Genomic DNA, 19,599 nt, shown 5'->3' on the forward strand with positions numbered 1-19,599 from the left:
TTGGTCAACAATCAATGGCGATCCGCTGGGCCTGATCTTTCAACTACAGACTGCCCTCAGCAGTCGTCTTATGCACCCAGATTTCTGCGTCCGGCTCATGCGGTGCGCGCGTTCCGTCAGTCGTTGCACCAACCCTTTTCGCGACAGCCTGCGACCGCGTATTCCCTTTGTCGATATAGCTATAGAGCTGCGCTATTTTGAGCTGCTCTGCCGCCCACTGCTTTACGGTACATGCAGCTTCGGTTGCATACCCAAACCCTTCGGCACCCTCGAACAAATGCCATGCAAGCTCCACCTCCGGCCAGTTTGAATGTTTGATCAACCCAACCCGGCCTACGGGCTGTCCCGTCTGCTGAAGGGCAAGTGTGAAAAAGCCAAAACCGTGCCAATGCCAGTGGCCAACGCCAGCCAGAAACCCGAACCATGCCTGCTCCGCTGTGATGGTCTCGCCTTGGGCCTTCATCGAAGGGGCACTGGTCATGAAACGCGTGAGCTCCGCCAGATCATCCCGCTCCGGCCCGCGCAGGACCAACCGTTTTGTCTTGAGTGTTGGTGCAGATGTCAGGTGTTCCATTAACTGGCCTTTTTGATGCAAATGAGCGGGCGTCTGCGTTCACTATAGAGACCGGCCATCTATAGCTAAACACTGCTGGCTTTTCCCAAGCAAATTCGTTTCAGGCCGGATATTCAGGAAACGAAGGGTCCGACGTTCAAGCGCAGATTATCCGCCACCGGAGGGGGTGGACCGCCACATTCTCTTTGCAGTATGAGTCCGGTTCTTGCCAGCCTGGAGATAGGCGGTTTTTGGAGCCAGAAAAATGATACGGAATTTAGCCGAAGCATCAGCCCGCCTCTCTGTCGCACCCATGATGGACTGGACTGATGAACCATAAAGTCATTTATGTATCAGTAACTTACAGAGATTGAATTTGCGTGTTGTTCAAGGTATTGTACAAATTTTGGTCGGATTTGGCTGATAATGGGCAATATTGTATTCGAATCCTGGCTCAGATTACTCTGATAATCTGAATATTATCCGTTACTCTGACACCGAGAGATCTTCAATTTGTATTAGTATATACAGTCATAGTTAGCTTAAAGATGGCCGCGTGTCTGCTTGGCGAAAGTGGCAACTTCATCGAGAAGCGGTTGCTGCTTTTCCTTGTTCCTAGAATTAGTTTATGATCATGATCTGTTTGATATACTGCCATGCGCGCTAATAGGCTTCACGAGAGCATTCGATTATGCCAAGGGTTGCTCAGTAAGTAACACTGGGATGGTTAGACGATGAAAGCTCTGCTGTGCACGCATCATTTTGATACTTGGAGCGGGTCGGAGTTGGTTTTGTTAGAACTGGCTGAGGCTTTGAACAATGCCGGGTGGGATGTCGAGATTTTTTGCCCTTTTCAACGCGACGGCTTTTTGGATGCTGTCTTAGGGACGCGGTTTTACGTATATAAATCAGCAGAGGATGTGGCCGACCTAACAGGTTTTGAACTCGTTTATATTCAGCACAGTATGCATTCTAGGTTTCTTGCGGTTCAACCAATGAGCTCCATATTTGGAGTAGATGCTCCGACTTTCGTATACAATCATTTGTCGCCACATGAACCGTTTGAAAGCCCTATGACCGCAAGTGAGGCGGTTTTGGCTGATTTAGTATGCGCGAACAGCCCAGAAACAGCTGATCGTTATAAACCCCTAGGTGCACCGTTTGACCATATGATCGTGATGCCAAACCCTGCACCTATGGAATTTGAATCCGCACGTCGCCCCCGTTATCCTGGAAGGCTCAAGCGTTTGCTGGTCGTGTCTAATCACGTTCCTCCGGAAGTTATTGAGGCAATCACACTCTTGCAAGATGAAGGTGTTGTTGTTGAACGTGTTGGTATGCAGCACGAATCGAGGCGCATCATCCCGTCAGATTTGGCGCTGACAGATGCCGTGCTGACGATTGGTAAGACGGTTCAATACGCTTTGAGAGCCGGGTGCCCGGTTTATATCTATGACCATTTTGGGGGTGGCGGGTGGTTAACCCCTGCCGGCTTTGCAAGTGCGGAGGCAACAAATTTTTCAGGTCGGGATTGCGCTCAAACAAAAACGGCCCAAACGTTACGTGAAGAACTATCGGAATTACCACCCAAAGCGCTTGAAGCTGTAGAAAATTGTCCTGAACGATTTTGTCTCGAATATTGGGTTGAGAAGATTGCTCAAACGGTTGCATCAAAAGAGAAAAAGAACGCACCCGCAATCCCAATTCAAGCTTTAGAACTTGAGAAAAAGACTGTTGATCATATCGACTTTCTTTTTTCTGAAGTGCGAAGATTTAGAACGGCTTACCAAAGGTCGAGTGCCAAGAATAAGGTTTTGCGTGAGCAGCTTGAAAAGTTTAAGAAGGCAAAAAACTAATAGTTGGTGAGTACTATATGTTTATTTCTGGATCCTATAATTTTTTCAATGGGGATGAGCATTTGCTAGCGTCGCTTCGGACTAATCGTGGTTGGCTCGACCACATATCCATCATTATGCAAGATGTTTCGAATGCCGGGGAACCTATATCAAATTTTGCACGTCAAGCTGTCGACTCGGCTATTTGCGAAGGATTGGTGGATGAAGTAGTTCACTACCAGCCAAGCTTTGATGTTTCGCGCAAAGACAATGAAACAAAGAAACGTCAGATAGGGCTAAACGTGGCTCGATTGGCAGGAGCGACGCATTTCGTGAGTTTGGATGCTGACGAGTTTTATCGTACCGACGAGGCTCTTGGCGCGCGTAAACAGATTGCTGCGCATGGTTGGAAGAGCACTTCTGTCAATAGCTTCCTGCATGTTCGACGCCCAGTTTGGCGCACTCTAGATACAACTTGTTGCTGTTTTATTACTGAAATTCAGGAAGATACGGTGATGGGATATAAGCCATTTGCGCATCCTAATGTGGATCCTTCGCGTGGAATGACGTGCTCTCCGGCTTTTCACCATCATTTTGATATTCAAACGGTTGCTATGTATCACATGAACCTCATTCGGCGTGATTTTGATCAGAAACTTCGTAACTCCTCGACAATGGATCAGGGTTTTCTTGCAAAAGTGGCGAAAGCTGTAAGTGCTTGGGATCCCGGCCAGAAGTTGGAGTTTCCAAACAAAGGGGCGTTAAGTTTTGAGCTGGTCGAAAATGAATTTGAAACTTTTGATCCCCAGTAATTACTCATATTGAACGCTTTGAAGGATTGATTGGGCAACACTTTAAAAGCGCGGAAATTCGAACTTGAGCTGCTAGCATGCTTAGTTTTTTTTGGCAACAGTTGGCTGAAATTGGGGCTTGGTGGATGTTTGCGACTAACCCTATCCATTATTGCTTATTCCTGCCTATTGTTGTCCGTCCAATTTTCGACTAGCCAGACAAACCGAGAATCTACTAACATGTGGTCTAATAAGTGTCTGAAAATAAGAGATACAACCTGCATCAAAGTGCACGCTTAAGTTGTGCGCCCATGATGGACTGGACCGACCGTCATTGTCGTTACCTGCACCGGCAACTCAGCCGGCACACGCTTTTGTATACCGAGATGGTTACCGCGCCAGCGCTGGTGCGGGGCGGGGCTTTGCATTTGCTGGATCACGACGTGGCGGAGCATCCGGTGGCGTTGCAGTTAGGCGGCTCTGACCCGAAAGAGCTGGCGCAGGCGGCGAGGCTGGGGGCGCAGGCGGGGTATGACGAGATCAATCTCAACTGTGGCTGCCCTTCAGATCGCGTTCAATCCGGCAGCTTCGGGGCGGTGTTAATGGAGAACGCGGCGCTGGTGGCTGCTTGTGTCAGTGAAATGCGGGCGGCGGTAGATGTCGATGTAACGGTAAAATGCCGCATCGGTGTAGACGATCAAAACCCCGCCGAAATTCTTCCGGAGTTTTTGTCGCGGGTCGTTGCCACGGGATGTACCCGGGTTCAGATCCATGCGCGTAAAGCGTGGTTGCAAGGCCTCAGTCCCAAAGAAAACCGTGACATTCCTCCGCTCGATTATCCGCTTGTGCAACAGATGAAAGAGCTGTTTCCGAACCTTCATATCTCGATCAACGGCGGTATCACATCGCTGGATCAGGCCATCGCACTTCTCGACAGCGGGCTGGACGGGGTGATGATCGGGCGCAGCGCATATCATCAGCCCACCGATATCCTCGCGGCAGCGGACCGCCGCATCTTTGGCTCGGGCACTGATACCACAGCCGAAGCCGCAGTGGCGGCGATGTTGCCCTATATCGAAAGGCATCTGACAGGTGGCGGCAGGCTGAACCAGATTACGCGGCATATGATGGGGTTGTTCGCGGGACGGCCCGGTGCGCGGCTGTGGCGGCGCATGTTGTCAGAAGGGGCGTCCAAGCCCGGTGCAGGCCCCGAGTTGGTCGAAGCGGCGATGGCCGAAGTGGTGGCACTGGCAGCTTTGCAAGAAGCGGTGTAGCACTGACGCAAACCAGCGGAGGACGTCATGCCGGAAACCATGCTTTTGATCCAGATGGGTCTGTTATTGATGATCATCGGGGCGGTTGCCGGTGTTCTTGCCGGCCTTCTGGGTGTCGGCGGCGGTATCGTGCTGGTACCTGCCTTTTTCTATGCGTTTCAGACCCTTGGCTATGAAGGGCCGCAGCTGATGCAGATGTGTCTTGCGACCTCTCTTGCGACGATCATCGTCACTTCCGTCCGCTCGGTACTGGCGCATAACAAAAAGGGCGCGGTGGATTGGGATATCCTGCGCACATGGGCCCCCGGGATCGTCATCGGCGCTGTCATCGGAATGCTGCTTGTGGCGCAGCTTCGGTCTAATACATTGCAGGCGATATTCGGGGTGCTGGCGCTGGTTGTCGGTTTGTATATGGGGTTCGGACGTTCCGAATGGCGGCTGGGTCAGGCTATGCCGACCGGTGTGATCCGTGCTGTACAATCGCCGTTCATGGGTTTCTTGTCCGTGCTTATGGGGATTGGCGGCGGCAGTTTCGGTGTCCCGCTGATGAGCCTCTATAACACACCTATTCACCGTGCAGTCGCGACTGCTGCAGGATTTGGTGTGCTGATCGCAGTTCCTGCGGTGATCGGGTTTCTTTTTGTTCCGATGACCAGCAACGCGCCGCCGCTGACCTTGGGCACCGTTAATCTGGTGGCGTTTGCGATTATTATCGCGATGACGCTGATCACCGCGCCTTGGGGCGTCAAGCTTGCCCATGCGATGGATCCCAAGCCACTCAAGCGTGTCTTTGCTGTGTTTTTGATAGCGGTGGCACTTAACATGTTGCGCAAGGCGCTGGGCTGGTGACAGCGGCAGACGGTTTCACCGTCTTTGAAGCGACTGAACCAGCATTGAACTGGGCGAAATCGGCCCATCGCACCGCTCTGAAAGTCGCCAGCGATCCGCAAGTCAGATTGGCTAACCTGCGGCATGGAGAAACCTGGTTTGTAGGCGTGGATGCGCTGCCCAATGCGCAAGACGGCAGCATAGACGGCACGCCCTTAGACGGAGCATGGCGCGATACCGTGAACTGGCAGGGGGAGTGGCACCGCGCGCAGCTCTCTGTTGTTTATCCGGGCTACCCTGAACGGGATACCGGCGAAACGGATGGTACCCACCGCTACCGTGTCAAACGCCATGCTGCGCACGTTGACGGCTTGCTGCCTCTTGGTCCTGACAGGCAGCGATTTTTGCAGGAACCTCACGCATTTATTCTGGGGCTTCCGCTGAATGTCTCGGACGGCTCCCCCTTGGTTGTCTGGCCAGGCAGCCAGCGGATCATGGGGGACGCTTTGCGCAAGGCGATCGGCGATGCCAGACCACAGGACATCGACCTTACCGAACCTTATCAGTCGGCACGCAGGCTGGTTTTCGAACGCATCACTCCGCAGCGGATCATCGCAGCGCCGGGGCAGGCCGTTTTGCTGCATCGTCATCTATTGCATGGCGTCGCACCTTGGGAAGCATCTGCAAATGCACCACCCGAAGGGCGCATGATCGGATACTTCCGACCGCAATTTAGTTTGGCAGAATGGTGCCGCGAGGCCTGAAAGAAAGCTTGTTTTTCGCACAAAGACCCAATGCTCGCCCCATTGTTGCCATTTCCGACACGATACTGATGCGGGAAGAGAAACAATAACGAGACGATGCAGGATGGCACAGGTAATCACAGGCGCAGGCGGATCAATCGCCTATTTCAACGCTAAACCCAAACCCCGCGCGGTTCCGGTTTTTGACGCCACAGGGGGCTTTCATGCGGACGCGCAGCGCGGTTTCGCGGGGTTGAGTGCATTCGCTGCCAACGGGAATCACGCGCCAACCGATTTCGATGGCGCGGTGACTTGGGATGCGGGGGTCGACCTGCTTTTTAGGATCGCGGGCGCGCATTAGACGCAACCGGCAGCCGTTTTAACCAGCTCCGCCGTCCCGATGCGGCTCTATTTGTTTGCAAGTCGCGCGGCGCGTCCGCCGCGGCGCTTTGTCAGTTGACCGGCACGTGTCGGCAATTCGGCCATGATATCACGCCGCTCCTGCGCGCTCATTCGTGACCACTGTCCAATCTCGTCAATCGACCGCAGGCAGCCGGTGCATAGACGCGCTTTAGGGTGAACCACACAGATCTTGATGCAGGGGCTCTCGATCTCGTCGCGTTTCCAAATGCTGTCAGTCATATGTGCTTCCTTCGCGACGAATGACCGCCAGCCGGTCCAGTACACCTTGCAAGATATAACCAGCGGCCACGTGATCTATCACCTCGGCGCGACGTTTTCGTGTCGTATCCGCCTCAAGCAGTGCGCGTTCGGCGGCAACAGTACTCAATCTCTCGTCCCAGAAGGTAATGGGCAAAGGAGACAGCTTTTCGAAATTGCGGGCAAAAGCGCGGGTGGACTGGCATCGCGGTCCTTCCGTGCCGTCCATATTGCGTGGCAGGCCCAGCACCAACCCACCGATCCGGCGGTCGGTAATGATTTCGACCAGACGCGCCGCGTCCAACCCGAATTTTTTGCGTCGCACGGTCTCAAGCGGGGTGGCCACGCTGAGGAAACTGTCCGTGACCGCAACGCCAATGGTCTTTTCCCCCAGATCGAGGCCGATCAGAGCCTGCATCGGAGGGACCGCTGCGGCGAACTCGGCCATATCGTCATAGATCATTCTGCAACTCCGGCCTGACTGCCCGCTGCCCGGATTACATCGCGAGAGGCCGGATCATCCGCAAAGACATCCATCGCGTTGTTGTAGATCGCCAGTGCCTGTTCGCTGTCACCCAACACGCCAAGCGATGTAATCAACCGCGCCCAGTCCTGCGCAGGGCCACCTTCGGTCGCCAACCTGTTGGATAATCCCTCAACCATTCCGCCGATCATCTCCATCCGGGCCTCCGCGGTCATTTCTGAGGCCGCTTCTATATCATCAACTGACGGGCCGGGGGCCGCACCGCCACCGATCGCAGGAATGGAATAGTTGTTTACGCCCGCCAACTGCGCAACGTTCTCGATCTGGGCGGTAATCGGTGCAATCCACGCCGCATCGGCAGGTCCGCGCCGCAGAAGACCATTCCACAAACGAAAGGCTATGTCGGGCCGTCCCGTCTGCACCATCATGAGACCCAGATAGTATCTTGCGCGTCCGTCATTCTCATCGCGGTTGAGCGCTGCGCGAAAAGCGACTTCTGCCTCGGGGGAGACGTAGCCGCCCGCCGCCAAGACCAACAATTCGCCAAAGTCAGAGATATCCTCGGACGTGACGTCCTCGCCCTTGATCTGCATGACGCGGTTCTGTGCTGCGGCAGCATCCATGAAATTGCCCATCCGCGCCTCGTTCTGCGCCAGAAGGATGTGCCCCTGAAGGTCATCAGGGCGCGCAGACACGGTTTCGCGCAGGCTGGCCATGAGGTTTACAAACTCATCCGAAAGTTCTTCGGTGACGGGAAAGGGGGGCAGGCTATCAACCGCGGTTTGCTGGTCGGGCCGGTTTTCCCGCAGTTCTTCGGCAAATGCGATACGGTCCTGAAGCGCCAGATCACCATATCCCGGCTGGCCCAACCACGTGTAGATGGCAATGCTGCCGCCGATCAACGTGATGGCAAGTGCACCAACCAACAACAAGGGCGTTTTTTGCGGTTCGATTGTCGCAGCGCTGCGCCCGGCATCCGCAGCGAGAATTCGGCGCGAGATTTCGGTGCGCACGCGCTCTGCGTCTTCAGGCGGGATCACACCGCGTGCCACGTCGCGCTCGATCTCGGCCAGTTGGTCGCGGTAAACACGCAAATCGTAGTCGCCGGCGTCCCCCGCAACGGCTCGTCCACGTCCGATCAGGGCACGCGCGAGGAACGAGGCAACCAGCACAGCCATCAAAACCGTTGTAATCCAGAACGTCATATGCTGCCTTTTTGTGCGCTGCGCGTTATCTGGACCTGTATCTAGTCGCTCAGCCCGCAGGACAAAAGGCCGCAATGCGCAATCCGCCTGCGACACGCGGGCGCTATTGCACCTGATGTCGCAAAATTGATACCAAACGCCGTGGGGAGTATCCTTTTTTCTGACCGTCCCTCCAGAAGAGAGACATCTGCCATTCGCCGTTGCGGCTTCTTCCGTGCCAAGGATTATCGTTATGAAAAAATACTCCGTCTTTGCCGTGGCCCGTGAGGCGATGCGCCATCACACCGGATGGGACCGCGCATGGCGCGATGCGCAACCCAAGGCGAAATACGATGTGATTATCATCGGAGCAGGCGGTCACGGGCTGGCCACGGCCTATTATCTGGGAAAGAACTTCGGCATCACCAATGTGGCGATCCTTGAGAAAGGCTGGCTGGGTGGTGGGAACACGGGTCGTAATACGACGATCATCCGCTCGAACTATTTGCAGGACCCGTCTGCTGCGATTTACGAAAAATCGCGTTCGCTTTATGAGACGATGTCGCAGGACCTGAACTATAACGTGATGTTCAGCCCGCGCGGCGTGATCATGCTTGCACAGACGGAGCATGAGGTGCGCGGCTACAAACGGACTGCACACGCCAACGCCTTGCAGGGGATCACCACCGAATGGATCGATCCTGCCCGCGTCAAAGAGTTGTGCCCGATCATGAACATCGACGGACCACGCTATCCGGTGCTGGGCGGTCTTTGGCAGGCACGTGGCGGTACAGCACGGCATGACGCGGTGGCATGGGGTTATGCGCGGGCGTGCTCCGATATGGGCATGGACGTGATCCAGCAGTGTGAAGTCACAGGCATCCAGAAAAGCGGCGGCAAGGTAACAGGTGTCAGCACCAACAAGGGTGACATTGCCTGTGACAAGCTCGGGATGGTTGTTGCGGGACACTCGGGGCATCTGGCCGATATGGCGGGTTTCCGTTTGCCGCTTGAATCCGTAGCGCTGCAAGCACTGGTTTCAGAGCCGATCAAACCTGCGATGGACATCGTGGTGATGGCCAACACCGTGCACGGCTATCTGTCACAATCAGACAAAGGCGAGATGGTGATCGGTGGCGGCACCGACGGCTACAACAATTATACCCAGCGCGGCAGCTTCCATCATATCGAAGAAACTGTCCGCGCCTTGGTCGAGACATTCCCGATGCTCAGTCGCCTTAAAATGTTGCGCCAGTGGGGCGGGATCGTGGATGTGACGGGGGATCGTTCGCCGATCCTGTCAAAGACACCGGTCGACGGGGTTTTCGTGAACTGCGGCTGGGGAACCGGTGGCTTCAAGGCGATCCCGGGGTCCGGTTGGGCCATGGCCGAACTTATTGCAAAAGGTCACTCTCCTCTCACGGATGCCTTCGGGATGGAGCGCTTTATCGAAGGCCGCTTTATCGACGAGAGCGTCGCTGCCGGCGTGGCGCATTGAAAATGCAATTGCGCCTGTCCAAAGAGATTTTTCGGAACTTTTTCAGAGGGATTCATGTTTCCTTTCCAGAACCTATTTTGGAAGGAAATGAAACATGGCACATCCAGACCACACTGTTTCTGAACGCAACACAACAACCACAACCACCACATCAGGTGGGTCCGGCATGGGATTCATCGTCGGCGCACTCGTCGTCATTGTCGGTATTCTTGCCTACGTCGTCTTCGGCGACGGATTTGGCGGCGCTAGCGGTGCAAACGACGTCAACATCACTGTCGAAGGTGCGGGCGACGCTGCCCAAGGTGCCGCAGAAGCTGTTGATGAAGCTGTCTCAGGTGGTGCTGCCGCGAGCGAATAACGCGCAAGCGCATATTAACATTGCGAATTCAAGGGCTGTTCTTCTTTCGAAGAGCAGCCTTTTTGCTGTCCAACGGTCACTTATTCTGCGTGCGGGGGTTGCCTAATGCTGAACATCCACTGTCCTAATTGCGGTATCACCGCCGAGGAAACCGAATTCCACGCCCATGGCGAGGCGCACCTGAAACGCTTTGGTCCCGGTTCGTCGGATGACGAATTCGAAACCTATCTGTTCATGCGAGCGAACCCGAAAGGCGTGCATTTCGAGCGGTGGCGGCATCAGAACGGTTGCGGCAAGTGGTTCCACGTGGCCCGCTGCACCACAACGCTTGAGATCTTTGGCAGCTATTCGGCCCAAACCACCGAGCCGCCACAAGAAATCATCGACCAAATCAAAGACCGCCGCCCCGATTGGCGCGCGACAGAGGCATCCACATGAGCACACGTCTTGCCAATAAAGGCCGTCTGGTCGACCACACAAAACCGGTATCCTTCACCTTCAACGGGAAGAACCTGCGCGGCTATGCGGGTGATACGCTGGCCTCTGCACTGCTTGCCAACGACCAGATGCTGGTAGGTCGCTCGTTCAAATACCACCGCCCGCGCGGCATCGTAGCCTCTGGACCAGAAGAGCCGAACGGCCTGGTTAACCTGGGCAGCGAGGGCCGGTTTGAGCCGAACCAGCGCGTCACCACAACCGAGCTGTTTGACGGGCTGGAAGCGACAAGCCAGAACCACTGGCCGAGCCTTGAGTTTGATGTAGGTGCGATCAACAAACACCTCAGCCGCTTTTTGCCTGCGGGCTTTTACTACAAGATGTTCATGTACCCGCGTGCCTTCTGGAAACACGTCTACGAGCCGGTGATCCGCCATTCTGCAGGTTTAGGCAAAGCGCCAAAAACCCGTGACGTGGATACCTATGAACATTTCTATGCTTTCTGCGATGTGCTGGTTGTCGGCGGCGGTGTCGCCGGTTTGCAGGCCGCGCTCACGGCGGGCCGCTCAGGCGCGCGCGTGATCTTGCTTGAGCAATCCGACCATTGGGGCGGACGTGCACCGGTGGATGGCGGCATCATTGATGGCGCGCCTGTGGATAACTTCGTGGATGAAACGCTCGCCGCCTTGAAATCTATGGACAATGTCGAACTTCGTCTGCGCACCATGGGGGCCGGTGTTTACGATCACGGCTATGCGCTGGGCTATGAACGACTTACCGATCATGCACCGCAAAATGCTGGCCCGCGCCACCGTTTGTGGCGTATTCGCGCCGAACAGATCATCACCGCAACAGGAGCGATTGAACGTCCGCTCAGCTTTGCCGGAAATGACATTCCCGGCGTTATGCTTGCTTCGGCCGTGCGCGACTACGTGGTGAACTACGGTGTCTCGGTGGGGGACCGCACTGTCGTGGTGACAAACAACGATAACGCTTACCTTACGGCAATTTCGCTCAAGCATGCTGGGCTCGACGTGCCTGCGATCCTTGATGCGCGGGTCATGCCCGAAGACATCGGACTGGTCGCTCAGGCCCGCGCGCTGGGCATTCGCGTTCTAATGGGACATGCGGTTTCCAGCGTCAAAGGTGGCAAGCGGGTTACGGGCGTGACCGTTTGTTCGCAAGCGGGTGAGGGCGCAGTTCTAGAAGAGATCGCCTGTGATGCGGTAGCGATGTCTGGCGGTTGGTCGCCAGTGGTTCATCTGTGGTCCCACTGTGGTGGCAAACTGCGTTGGGATACCGCGAATGCCTGTTTCAGCCCCGATGTGGACAACCCGCCCAAAGGGGCGGACGGGATGGGCTTTGTCACTCCTGCGGGTGCGGCCTCGGGCATGTTCCCGCTGGACGATGTCTTGCACGATGCACATGCAGCCGCCGAAGGTGTTATCACCTGCCTTGATATGAAATTGCCTAAGGATGTTGCCTCTCCGATTGCGGAACGGCGCGAAGAAAGCCCGATGGCTCCGGTCTGGATGATGCCCCACGGTGCAAGTTCAAAGCTGCGTGAAAAGACGTGGCTTGATTATCAAAACGATGTGAAAGTCTCGGACGTGCGGCTCGCTGCACAAGAAGGTTTCGTCAGCGTCGAGCACGCCAAGCGCTACACCACGCTGGGCATGGCCACCGATCAGGGCAAGCTTAGCAACATCAATGGACTCGCCACATTGGCGGGTGCCTTGGACGCTGATATTCCAACTGTTGGCACAACCACATTCCGCCCGCCGTATCATCCTATCTCGCTGGCTGCGATTGCGGGTGAAGCGCGGGGCGAGGTGTTCCAACCCTTGCGCCGCACGCCGATGCACGATTGGCACGAAGCCAACGGCGCGGAGTTCGAACCTGTCGGCCAGTGGCGCAGACCCTATGCGTACAAGCGGGGTCTGGAAAGCACCCGCGATGCCGTGATGCGCGAGGTAAAGAACACACGTGAGAAGCTGGGTCTTCTCGATGCCTCGACCCTTGGCAAGATCATTGTCAAAGGGCCGGATGCAGGCAAATTTCTCGACATGATGTACACCAACATGATGTCGACCCTGAAGCCGGGGAAATGCCGCTACGGGTTGATGTGCTCCGAAAACGGTTTCCTGATCGACGACGGCGTTGTCGCGCGGATCGACGAGGATACATGGCTGTGCCACACCACCACCGGCGGTGCCGAAAGCATCCATGCCCATATGGAAGAATGGTTGCAAACCGAATGGTGGGACTGGCAGGTCTACGTGGCCAATGTGACAGAACAATACGCACAGATTGCTGTCGTGGGTCCGAATGCGCGTCAGGCGCTTGAGCGTTTGGGCGGGATGGATGTCTCCAAAGAGGCCCTTGGTTTTATGGAGTGGACAGACGGCGAATTGGGCGGCTTCAAGGTCCGCGTTTACCGTATCTCCTTTTCGGGCGAGTTGAGCTACGAGATTGCAGTGGATGCCAGCCACGGGCAGGCGTTCTGGGACGCGCTGTTGGCAGTGGGTGCTGATTTGGGTGTGATGCCTTATGGCACCGAATGTCTTCACATTCTGCGGGCCGAAAAGGGCTTCATCATGATCGGGGACGAGACGGACGGAACGATCATTCCGCAGGATTTGGGCTTGAACTGGGCGATCTCGAAAAAGAAAGAAGACTTCCTTGGCAAACGCGCACAGGAGCGCCCGCATATGACCAGCGCAGACCGCTGGAAACTGGTGGGTCTTGAGACCGTCGACGGATCAACCTTGCCGGACGGCGCATATGCGGTGGGCGAGGGGACAAATGCCAACGGTCAGCGCAACACGGTTGGGCGGGTCACTTCGACCTACCACTCCCCAACGCTGGATCGCGGTATCGCGATGGGGCTGGTGTTGCACGGACCGGACCGCATGGGCGAAGTTCTAAGCTTCCCCGGTACGGATGGCAAAACCTATGAGGCCAAGATTGTAGATCCTGTGTTCTACGACAAGGAAGGGGAGAAGCAGAATGTCTGATCCGGTCACAGCCCTGAAGGGTGCAAAGAACACGGATGGTTTCGCCTCAGTCACTGAGATTGGTCCGCTGGGCATGATTACCTTGCGCGGCGATCTTTCGGCAAAGCCCCTCATCAAGGCAGCAGTCGCCGCCAGCGGTGTGACAATGCCCGAACAGGGGCATTGTGCGACAGAGGGTGAGCAGGGCATGGCGTGGATGTCACCGGATGAGCTGCTCATCATGTGCCCCTATGCTGAGGTGGGCGATCGACTGTCCGAACTTCAGGGAAAACTCGCCAAGCATCACGCTCTGGCGGTCAATGTCTCCGACGCACGCGCGGTCTTTCGCCTGCGCAGTACTCAGGTACGGGACGTTATCGCCAAACTTGCACCTGTCGACATGCACCCCGATGTTTTCACTTCGGGGACGTTCCGCCGCACGCGGTTCGCGCAGATCCCCGCAGCTTTTTGGTTGCCCGAACCGGACGTGGCGCAGATCATCTGTTTCCGTTCAGTTGCGCGATATATGTATGATTTGCTGAACATCGCGGCTCAGGAAGGTTCAGAGGTCAATCACTTCAGCCGCTAGGCAGAATACTGATTTCCAAGGACTGTTATCGTTCAGCGGGTTCGATCGCTGTTAAAGCTCCGACCATTCCCATCTTGTGAGGGCCCTCAAGGATGGCATTCTTTCGACGCACTTCGTGGGCGAGAGCCGTCACACGCGACAATTCGCGCATTGCGACCTTGACGAAGCAGGTTCGAGCGCTCCATTTGGTGTAATCTGAACTTGAAACACGAAGGAGGCTTCAAATGGCTTTTTCACTTCCCGATCTTCCCTATGCTCACGACGCACTTGCATCCAAAGGGATGAGCAAGGAGACGCTTGAGTACCACCATGACAAGCACCACAACGCTTACGTCACAAACGGCAACAAGGCGATTGAGGGTACCAAGTGGGAGGGCAAGTCCCTCGAAGAGATCATCAAGGGCACCTACGATGCATCCGCCGTGGCGCAATCCGGAATTTTCAACAACATCAGCCAGCTGTGGAACCACAACCAGTTCTGGGAAATGATGAGCCCTGACGACAGCAAGATGCCGGGCGAGCTTGAGAAAGCAATCACCGAGAGCTTTGGTTCAGTCGACAAGATGAAAGACGAATTCAAAGCAGCCGGTGCAGGCCAGTTCGGTTCTGGCTGGGCATGGTTGGTCAAAGACACAGATGGCGGTCTGAAAGTCACCAAAACGGAAAACGGTGTGAATCCTGTTTGCTTCGGTCAGACCACGCTTCTGGGTTGTGACGTATGGGAGCATTCATACTACATCGACTTCCGCAACGCGCGTCCTGACTATCTGACTAACTTCCTCGATAACCTTGTGAACTGGGAAAACGTCGCCTCGCGCATGTAATCGAGGGACCGGCCGCCGCGTAATGCGTGGCGGCGTGTGCCACATGCCAAAAATGGCCCCGCCGGTACATACGGGCGGGGCTTTCATTTTCTGGCGAAGTCCCGAACCGCTTGCTATGGCGGGCCGAGTGAAGACGACTAGCCGATAGGTGCGGTAAGGGCACCCACGCGGTCGAGCACAGCGTCGCTGCTCGCCAGTTTTTCGATGAACGACAACAGGCTTTTGTCGGCAAAGCCATTTTCGACAACATGGTTCAGCAAGGTGACCAGCGGATCCCAATAGCCATTTGTATTCAATAGATAAATGGGCTTCTCGTGCAGACCAAGCTGTCGCCATGTCAGCGCTTCGAACAACTCGTCCAGCGATCCTGCGCCCCCCGGCAAGACCACGACCGCGTCGCAGTTCATGAACATCACCTTTTTGCGCTCATGCATGGTCTCGGTCACGACATAGGTGGTCAGGTCCGTCTTGCCGACTTCCCAATCCACAAGGTGCTGGGGGATCACGCCAAAGGTCGTGCCGCCGGCTGCCTGTGCGGCGCGTGCAACTGTCCCCATCAGACCTACATCACCGGCACCATAGACCAGCCGAAGGTCGCGCTCAGCCAGTCCGCGACCCAGCTTTTCAGCCTCGACAGCATAGGCAGGATCGGTCCCCGCACGGGACCCGCAGTAAACGCAAACAGATTTCTGTGCCATCGTGGCCCCTTTCGCCTGAAATAAGGCTATGATTGACAGGTCGTGCTTTGACCCCTGTTAGCCTGCTTGCTAAACAGGCTCAACCTTTTGGGGATAACGAAACGATGCGCAATTTTCTGGCAGGCTTCAGCGGCGGGTCCGGTGCCTTTGGTGCGGCGGCTGTAGTCGTGCTGTTGATCGGCGCGGCGCTTTGGGTGCAGTCCGGGCGTGAGGCGGAAGAGCCGGCCTCCGAAGTCGCGATCGTGATGCCGGACGCGCTGGAAGACACACCCGAGCCTGCCGCGGTCATGCCCGAGAAAAAGCAGGATGAGGCAGCCGCCACGGAGCCCGCGGCAAAGCCAGACACGCAGGATGAAGCATCTGTTGCTCCGCAGTTGAAGGCACCGGCATTCGACGAGGTACGGCGCGAGGCCGATGGCGTTACGGTGATTGCAGGCACCGCCGCTGCCGGAGCCGAAGTCAGTATCCTTCAGAACGGTGTGGAGGTCGGAAAAGCGACGGCGGACGGTACAGGAAAGTTCGCGACCCTTGCGATCATCCCGCCTGACGGGCGCGGCCATGTGCTGTCGTTGATGCAAAAAATCGGCGAAGCGGAACTGGCCTCAGCAGATGAGATTATACTTGCGCCAATGGACCCACCGGCAGAGGTGGAGCCAACCATCACCGCAACCGCAGGAGAGGACAAGGGCAGGTCGCCAACCCCGCCAACGGCAGAAAATGAAACCGCAAAGGAAGAGACCGGACCGGAACAGCCCGCAGCACCCGTGGCAGTGGCTGAGGTGGGTGAGGTCGAAGCCCCGAAAAAGCCTGAAACGTTGGCAGCAAACACTGCGACAGCGGAAGTTCCGACACCACCTCAGACACCTTTGACGCAAGCACCTGCTGCGCCTGACGCCTCTGCCGCGCAAAGCGTCGCCGTTGCCGCCGCGACCCCGTCATCAGATGAGGCAGCACCCAAGCTATCCCAAGCGCTACGTAACACGCCATCTAAACCGGCAGCCGTTGCAGTCCTGAAATCTACTGAAGCAGGTGTGGAGCTGTTGAACACGCCAGGCCCCGAAGTGATGACCAACGTCGCGATTGACACGATCAGCTATTCCGAAGAAGGGGCCGTTCAGTTGGCCGGTCGCGCTCAGGCTAAGACCAAATCTGTACGGGTCTATCTCGACAACAGCTCTGTCGTTAGTTTGGCGGTTGATGCAGACGGGCGCTGGCGCGGCGCGTTGCCGGACGTGGACGAAGGGATCTATACTCTTAGAGTTGATGAAGTTTCGGCCGAAGGTGACGTCACCAGCCGCGTCGAGACGCCGTTCAAGCGCGAACCCGTCGAAGTTCTGGTTGCTGCCGCAGGTGCACAGGATGGTCCGATCAAGGCAATTACCGTCCAGAAAGGCGCGACCCTCTGGGCCATCGCGCGTGACCGCTACGGTGATGGTGCGCTCTATGTGCGGGTGTTCGAGGCGAATACGGCAGCTATCCGTGATCCTGATCTGATCTATCCGGGGCAGATTTTCGATCTACCGGATTGATGGACCTGCCCGAGTAATTTTCGCAGACGGGTGGCAACCACGCCGGCGCAGGACTATGTAGCAGTCAAAGAGACTGGAACATGAATGCCCGCTGATACCGCCCGACCTGCCGCTGCCGCATCCCCCACCAAATCTGGACCATCCGCGCCACCTCCGTCAGAGGAGCACGACGAGCGCCAGTCAGGCTTTCTGGTGCTGCGCAAAGTGGCTCCCTATCTGTGGCCTGCGGATATGCCGTGGGTGAAGCGGCGTGTCGTTTGGGCGATGGTCGCGCTGTTCCTGTCCAAACTTGTATCGGTCATCACACCTCTGTTTTACCGCGACGCTGTTGATGCGCTTGCAGGTGAAGGGGTGCCGATGGTTGCGCTGGGTGCAATCGGGCTGACCGTGGCCTACGGCATGGCACGCTTGATGACGGTTGGTTTCCAACAGCTACGCGATGCGATTTTTGCCCGCGTGGGCCAACGCGCTTTGCGGATGCTTGCGCTTGAAACGTTCGAGCACATTCACAAACTCTCCATGCGGTATCACATCACGCGCAAGACCGGTGGCCTTAGCCGGATTATCGAGCGTGGTGTGAAGGGTGTTGAATTCCTGCTGCGCTTTTTGTTGTTTAACATCGGCCCGCTGATCCTTGAGCTTTTGATGATCGGTGCCGTGCTGACATATCTTTTTGACTGGACCTACCTGATGGTCGTTGCAGTCACGATCGGTCTTTATGTCTGGTTCACATTTTCTGTAACCGAGTGGCGCGTGCGCCAACGTCGTCAGATGAATGCCGCCGATACAGATGCCAACCAAAAGGCCGTGGACAGCCTTTTGAACTATGAAACAGTCAAATACTTCGGTGCCGAAGAGCGCGAAGCGCAGCGTTATGACGGAGCTATGGCAGGCTACGAAGAAGCGGCGATCAAGACCAGTCTTAGCCTCGCCTTTCTGAACTTTGGCCAGTCGGTCATCATCACCGGCGGTTTGGTCGCGGTCATGGTGATGGCGGCGATTGGCGTGCAGAACGGATCGCTGACAGTCGGTGACTTTGTGATGGTCAACGCGTACATGGTCCAGATCACGGTGCCGCTTAACTTCCTCGGTACTGTCTACCGCGAAATCAGACAGGCTTTGGTCGATATGGGCCAGATGTTTGGCCTGCTAGAACAACCGGCAGAAATCTCGGACAAGCCAAACGCAACAGAACTCGATGTCAAAGGTGGGCGGGTCACGCTGGAGAACGTCCATTTCGGCTATGATGCAGACCGAAAAATCCTCAAAGGAGTATCACTGGAAGCGCAGCCGGGTGAGACAGTTGCGATTGTAGGCTCCACTGGATCAGGCAAATCAACTATCGGGCGTTTGTTGTTCAGGTTCTATGATGTGAACAGCGGCGCGCTCAAAATTGACGGACAGGATGTGCGCGATGTTACGCAAAACAGTTTGCACCGTGCAATCGGTGTCGTGCCGCAGGACACGGTGCTGTTTAACGATACAATCGGCTACAACATTGCCTACGGGCGGGATGGTGCCACTCAGGCCGATGTCGAAGCGGCGGCAAGAGATGCGCAAATCCATGACTTTATTCAAAGCCTGCCTGACGGATACGACACAACTGTAGGTGAGCGTGGGTTAAAACTCTCTGGTGGTGAAAAGCAGCGCGTTGGCATCGCGCGGACCTTGCTGAAAGACCCGCCGATCCTTTTGCTGGATGAAGCCACAAGCGCGCTGGACAGCGAGACAGAACATGAAATTCAGGACGCTCTGATGCGTGCGGGGCAGGGGCGGACGGTGCTCACGATTGCCCACAGGCTCAGTACAATTGCGGATGCCGACAGGATCGTTGTGCTGGAAAAAGGCGAGATTTCCGAGCAAGGCACACACGATGAACTGCTGTCGCTGGACGGCCGGTATGCGCAGCTTTGGCAGCGGCAACAGTCCGAAGAGGACGTGTGAAGGGCAAGGATTACCCGCGCACGCCGGACGGGCATTTCTTTGTCTCGAAGGGACGGATGTGGCGATGCACCAATCCCGCGCTTGACGACAGCACGCGGCGGGCAGCGGTCAAAGAGCTGATGCAGGGCCGTCGCGGTGTGCAACTGGCCAAGACCGAGGATGAAACGCGCCAGGCGCGCGCTTCGGTCGATGCGGCGAAGAGGCGGTTAGGTGAACGCGGCCCGGTCTGGTGGCAAGACGACAGCCCGGACGAAGGCGGCAAACATCCACGCAATACGATTTACGCGGAATGGTGGGCCAGTCTGGACGAGGAAACCCGCGCCAAGGGTGATCCACCCAAATCCTGAACCTTCGAACGAGCAAGAATTAGCGACCA

20 protein-coding genes are annotated in these 19,599 nt (G+C 56.2%); 15 read left to right on the forward strand and 5 right to left on the reverse strand.

The genetic code is table 11. The annotated features are described in order from the left end of the window. Positions 1 to 43: 43 nt before the first annotated feature. The gene (locus Z946_RS0114670; RefSeq protein ID WP_025056483.1) at positions 44 to 574 is read right to left on the reverse strand and encodes a GNAT family N-acetyltransferase; all 531 of its coding nucleotides are present in this window, start codon (positions 572 to 574) and stop codon (positions 44 to 46) included. Positions 575 to 1,287: 713 nt separating this feature from the next. Between Z946_RS0114670 and Z946_RS0114675 the strand changes: the two genes are divergently transcribed. The 6 genes from Z946_RS0114675 to Z946_RS0114700 all read left to right on the forward strand — a co-directional run bounded on the left by Z946_RS0114675 (position 1,288) and on the right by Z946_RS0114700 (position 6,385). Continuing rightward, positions 1,288 to 2,409: a glycosyltransferase gene (locus Z946_RS0114675; protein ID WP_025056484.1), complete on the forward strand. Its 1,122-nt coding sequence runs from the start codon at positions 1,288 to 1,290 to the stop codon at positions 2,407 to 2,409. Between the two features lie 116 nt (positions 2,410 to 2,525). Beyond that, positions 2,526 to 3,200 carry a hypothetical protein gene (locus Z946_RS21535; protein WP_160170285.1) on the forward strand — a complete coding sequence of 225 codons (675 nt, stop codon included), beginning with the start codon at positions 2,526 to 2,528 and terminating at the stop codon, positions 3,198 to 3,200. Between the two features lie 233 nt (positions 3,201 to 3,433). Continuing rightward, positions 3,434 to 4,453, forward strand: a complete 1,020-nt coding sequence (gene dusA, locus Z946_RS0114685; RefSeq protein WP_037969222.1) for a tRNA dihydrouridine(20/20a) synthase DusA — start codon at positions 3,434 to 3,436, stop codon at positions 4,451 to 4,453. Positions 4,454 to 4,480: 27 nt separating this feature from the next. Continuing rightward, positions 4,481 to 5,302 (forward strand): sulfite exporter TauE/SafE family protein, encoded by an 822-nt coding sequence (locus tag Z946_RS0114690; RefSeq protein ID WP_025056487.1) that lies wholly within the window; start codon positions 4,481 to 4,483, stop codon positions 5,300 to 5,302. Continuing rightward, positions 5,299 to 6,045 (forward strand): hypothetical protein, encoded by a 747-nt coding sequence (locus Z946_RS0114695; protein WP_025056488.1) that lies wholly within the window; start codon positions 5,299 to 5,301, stop codon positions 6,043 to 6,045. Before Z946_RS0114690 ends, Z946_RS0114695 begins: the two co-directional genes overlap by 4 nt. Positions 6,046 to 6,148: 103 nt before the next feature. Then, on the forward strand, positions 6,149 to 6,385 hold the full coding sequence (locus Z946_RS0114700; RefSeq protein WP_025056489.1) for a hypothetical protein: 237 nt from the start codon (positions 6,149 to 6,151) through the stop codon (positions 6,383 to 6,385). Between the two features lie 47 nt (positions 6,386 to 6,432). Here the strand turns inward: Z946_RS0114700 and Z946_RS0114705 are convergent, their stop codons facing one another. The 3 genes from Z946_RS0114705 to ccmI are packed head-to-tail and all read right to left on the reverse strand — an operon-like array spanning position 6,433 to position 8,373. Next, the gene (locus Z946_RS0114705; protein ID WP_025056490.1) at positions 6,433 to 6,666 is read right to left on the reverse strand and encodes a DUF1289 domain-containing protein; all 234 of its coding nucleotides are present in this window, start codon (positions 6,664 to 6,666) and stop codon (positions 6,433 to 6,435) included. After that, on the reverse strand, positions 6,659 to 7,147 hold the full coding sequence (gene ruvX, locus Z946_RS0114710) for a Holliday junction resolvase RuvX (protein ID WP_025056491.1): 489 nt from the start codon (positions 7,145 to 7,147) through the stop codon (positions 6,659 to 6,661). The genes Z946_RS0114705 and ruvX overlap by 8 nt, the downstream gene beginning before the upstream one ends. Beyond that, positions 7,144 to 8,373, reverse strand: a complete 1,230-nt coding sequence (gene ccmI, locus Z946_RS0114715; RefSeq protein ID WP_025056492.1) for a c-type cytochrome biogenesis protein CcmI — start codon at positions 8,371 to 8,373, stop codon at positions 7,144 to 7,146. Before ccmI ends, ruvX begins: the two co-directional genes overlap by 4 nt. Positions 8,374 to 8,605: 232 nt before the next feature. Between ccmI and Z946_RS0114720 the strand changes: the two genes are divergently transcribed. From Z946_RS0114720 to Z946_RS0114745, 6 genes are all read left to right on the forward strand, one after another. After that, a complete protein-coding gene (locus Z946_RS0114720; RefSeq protein WP_025056493.1) occupies positions 8,606 to 9,850 on the forward strand; it encodes a sarcosine oxidase subunit beta family protein in 1,245 nt (414 codons plus the stop codon). 94 nt (positions 9,851 to 9,944) lie between these two features. Continuing rightward, positions 9,945 to 10,208 carry a hypothetical protein gene (locus Z946_RS0114725; protein WP_025056494.1) on the forward strand — a complete coding sequence of 88 codons (264 nt, stop codon included), beginning with the start codon at positions 9,945 to 9,947 and terminating at the stop codon, positions 10,206 to 10,208. Positions 10,209 to 10,313: 105 nt separating this feature from the next. After that, complete coding sequence (locus Z946_RS0114730) at positions 10,314 to 10,646, forward strand: sarcosine oxidase subunit delta (protein WP_025056495.1); 333 nt, start codon at positions 10,314 to 10,316, stop codon at positions 10,644 to 10,646. Beyond that, complete coding sequence (locus Z946_RS0114735; protein ID WP_025056496.1) at positions 10,643 to 13,660, forward strand: sarcosine oxidase subunit alpha family protein; 3,018 nt, start codon at positions 10,643 to 10,645, stop codon at positions 13,658 to 13,660. The genes Z946_RS0114730 and Z946_RS0114735 overlap by 4 nt, the downstream gene beginning before the upstream one ends. Continuing rightward, a complete protein-coding gene (locus tag Z946_RS0114740; protein WP_025056497.1) occupies positions 13,653 to 14,228 on the forward strand; it encodes a sarcosine oxidase subunit gamma in 576 nt (191 codons plus the stop codon). The genes Z946_RS0114735 and Z946_RS0114740 overlap by 8 nt, the downstream gene beginning before the upstream one ends. A gap of 224 nt (positions 14,229 to 14,452) precedes the next feature. Beyond that, positions 14,453 to 15,052 (forward strand): superoxide dismutase, encoded by a 600-nt coding sequence (locus Z946_RS0114745; RefSeq protein ID WP_025056498.1) that lies wholly within the window; start codon positions 14,453 to 14,455, stop codon positions 15,050 to 15,052. 137 nt (positions 15,053 to 15,189) lie between these two features. On the opposite strand, the gene Z946_RS0114750 is transcribed toward Z946_RS0114745, so the two are convergent. After that, a complete protein-coding gene (locus Z946_RS0114750) occupies positions 15,190 to 15,750 on the reverse strand; it encodes an LOG family protein (RefSeq protein ID WP_025056499.1) in 561 nt (186 codons plus the stop codon). Between the two features lie 104 nt (positions 15,751 to 15,854). On the opposite strand from Z946_RS0114750, the gene Z946_RS0114755 reads away from it, so the two are divergent. From Z946_RS0114755 to Z946_RS0114765, 3 genes are all read left to right on the forward strand, one after another. Continuing rightward, positions 15,855 to 17,279 carry a LysM peptidoglycan-binding domain-containing protein gene (locus Z946_RS0114755; protein WP_025056500.1) on the forward strand — a complete coding sequence of 475 codons (1,425 nt, stop codon included), beginning with the start codon at positions 15,855 to 15,857 and terminating at the stop codon, positions 17,277 to 17,279. An 84-nt stretch (positions 17,280 to 17,363) separates the two neighbouring features. Beyond that, a complete protein-coding gene (locus tag Z946_RS0114760) occupies positions 17,364 to 19,223 on the forward strand; it encodes an ABCB family ABC transporter ATP-binding protein/permease (protein WP_025056501.1) in 1,860 nt (619 codons plus the stop codon). Beyond that, positions 19,220 to 19,570 carry a hypothetical protein gene (locus Z946_RS0114765; RefSeq protein ID WP_025056502.1) on the forward strand — a complete coding sequence of 117 codons (351 nt, stop codon included), beginning with the start codon at positions 19,220 to 19,222 and terminating at the stop codon, positions 19,568 to 19,570. Before Z946_RS0114760 ends, Z946_RS0114765 begins: the two co-directional genes overlap by 4 nt. Positions 19,571 to 19,599: the final 29 nt, after the last annotated feature.

The sequence above is a fragment of the Sulfitobacter noctilucicola genome, from assembly GCF_000622385.1.
Lineage (GTDB): Bacteria > Pseudomonadota > Alphaproteobacteria > Rhodobacterales > Rhodobacteraceae > Sulfitobacter > Sulfitobacter noctilucicola.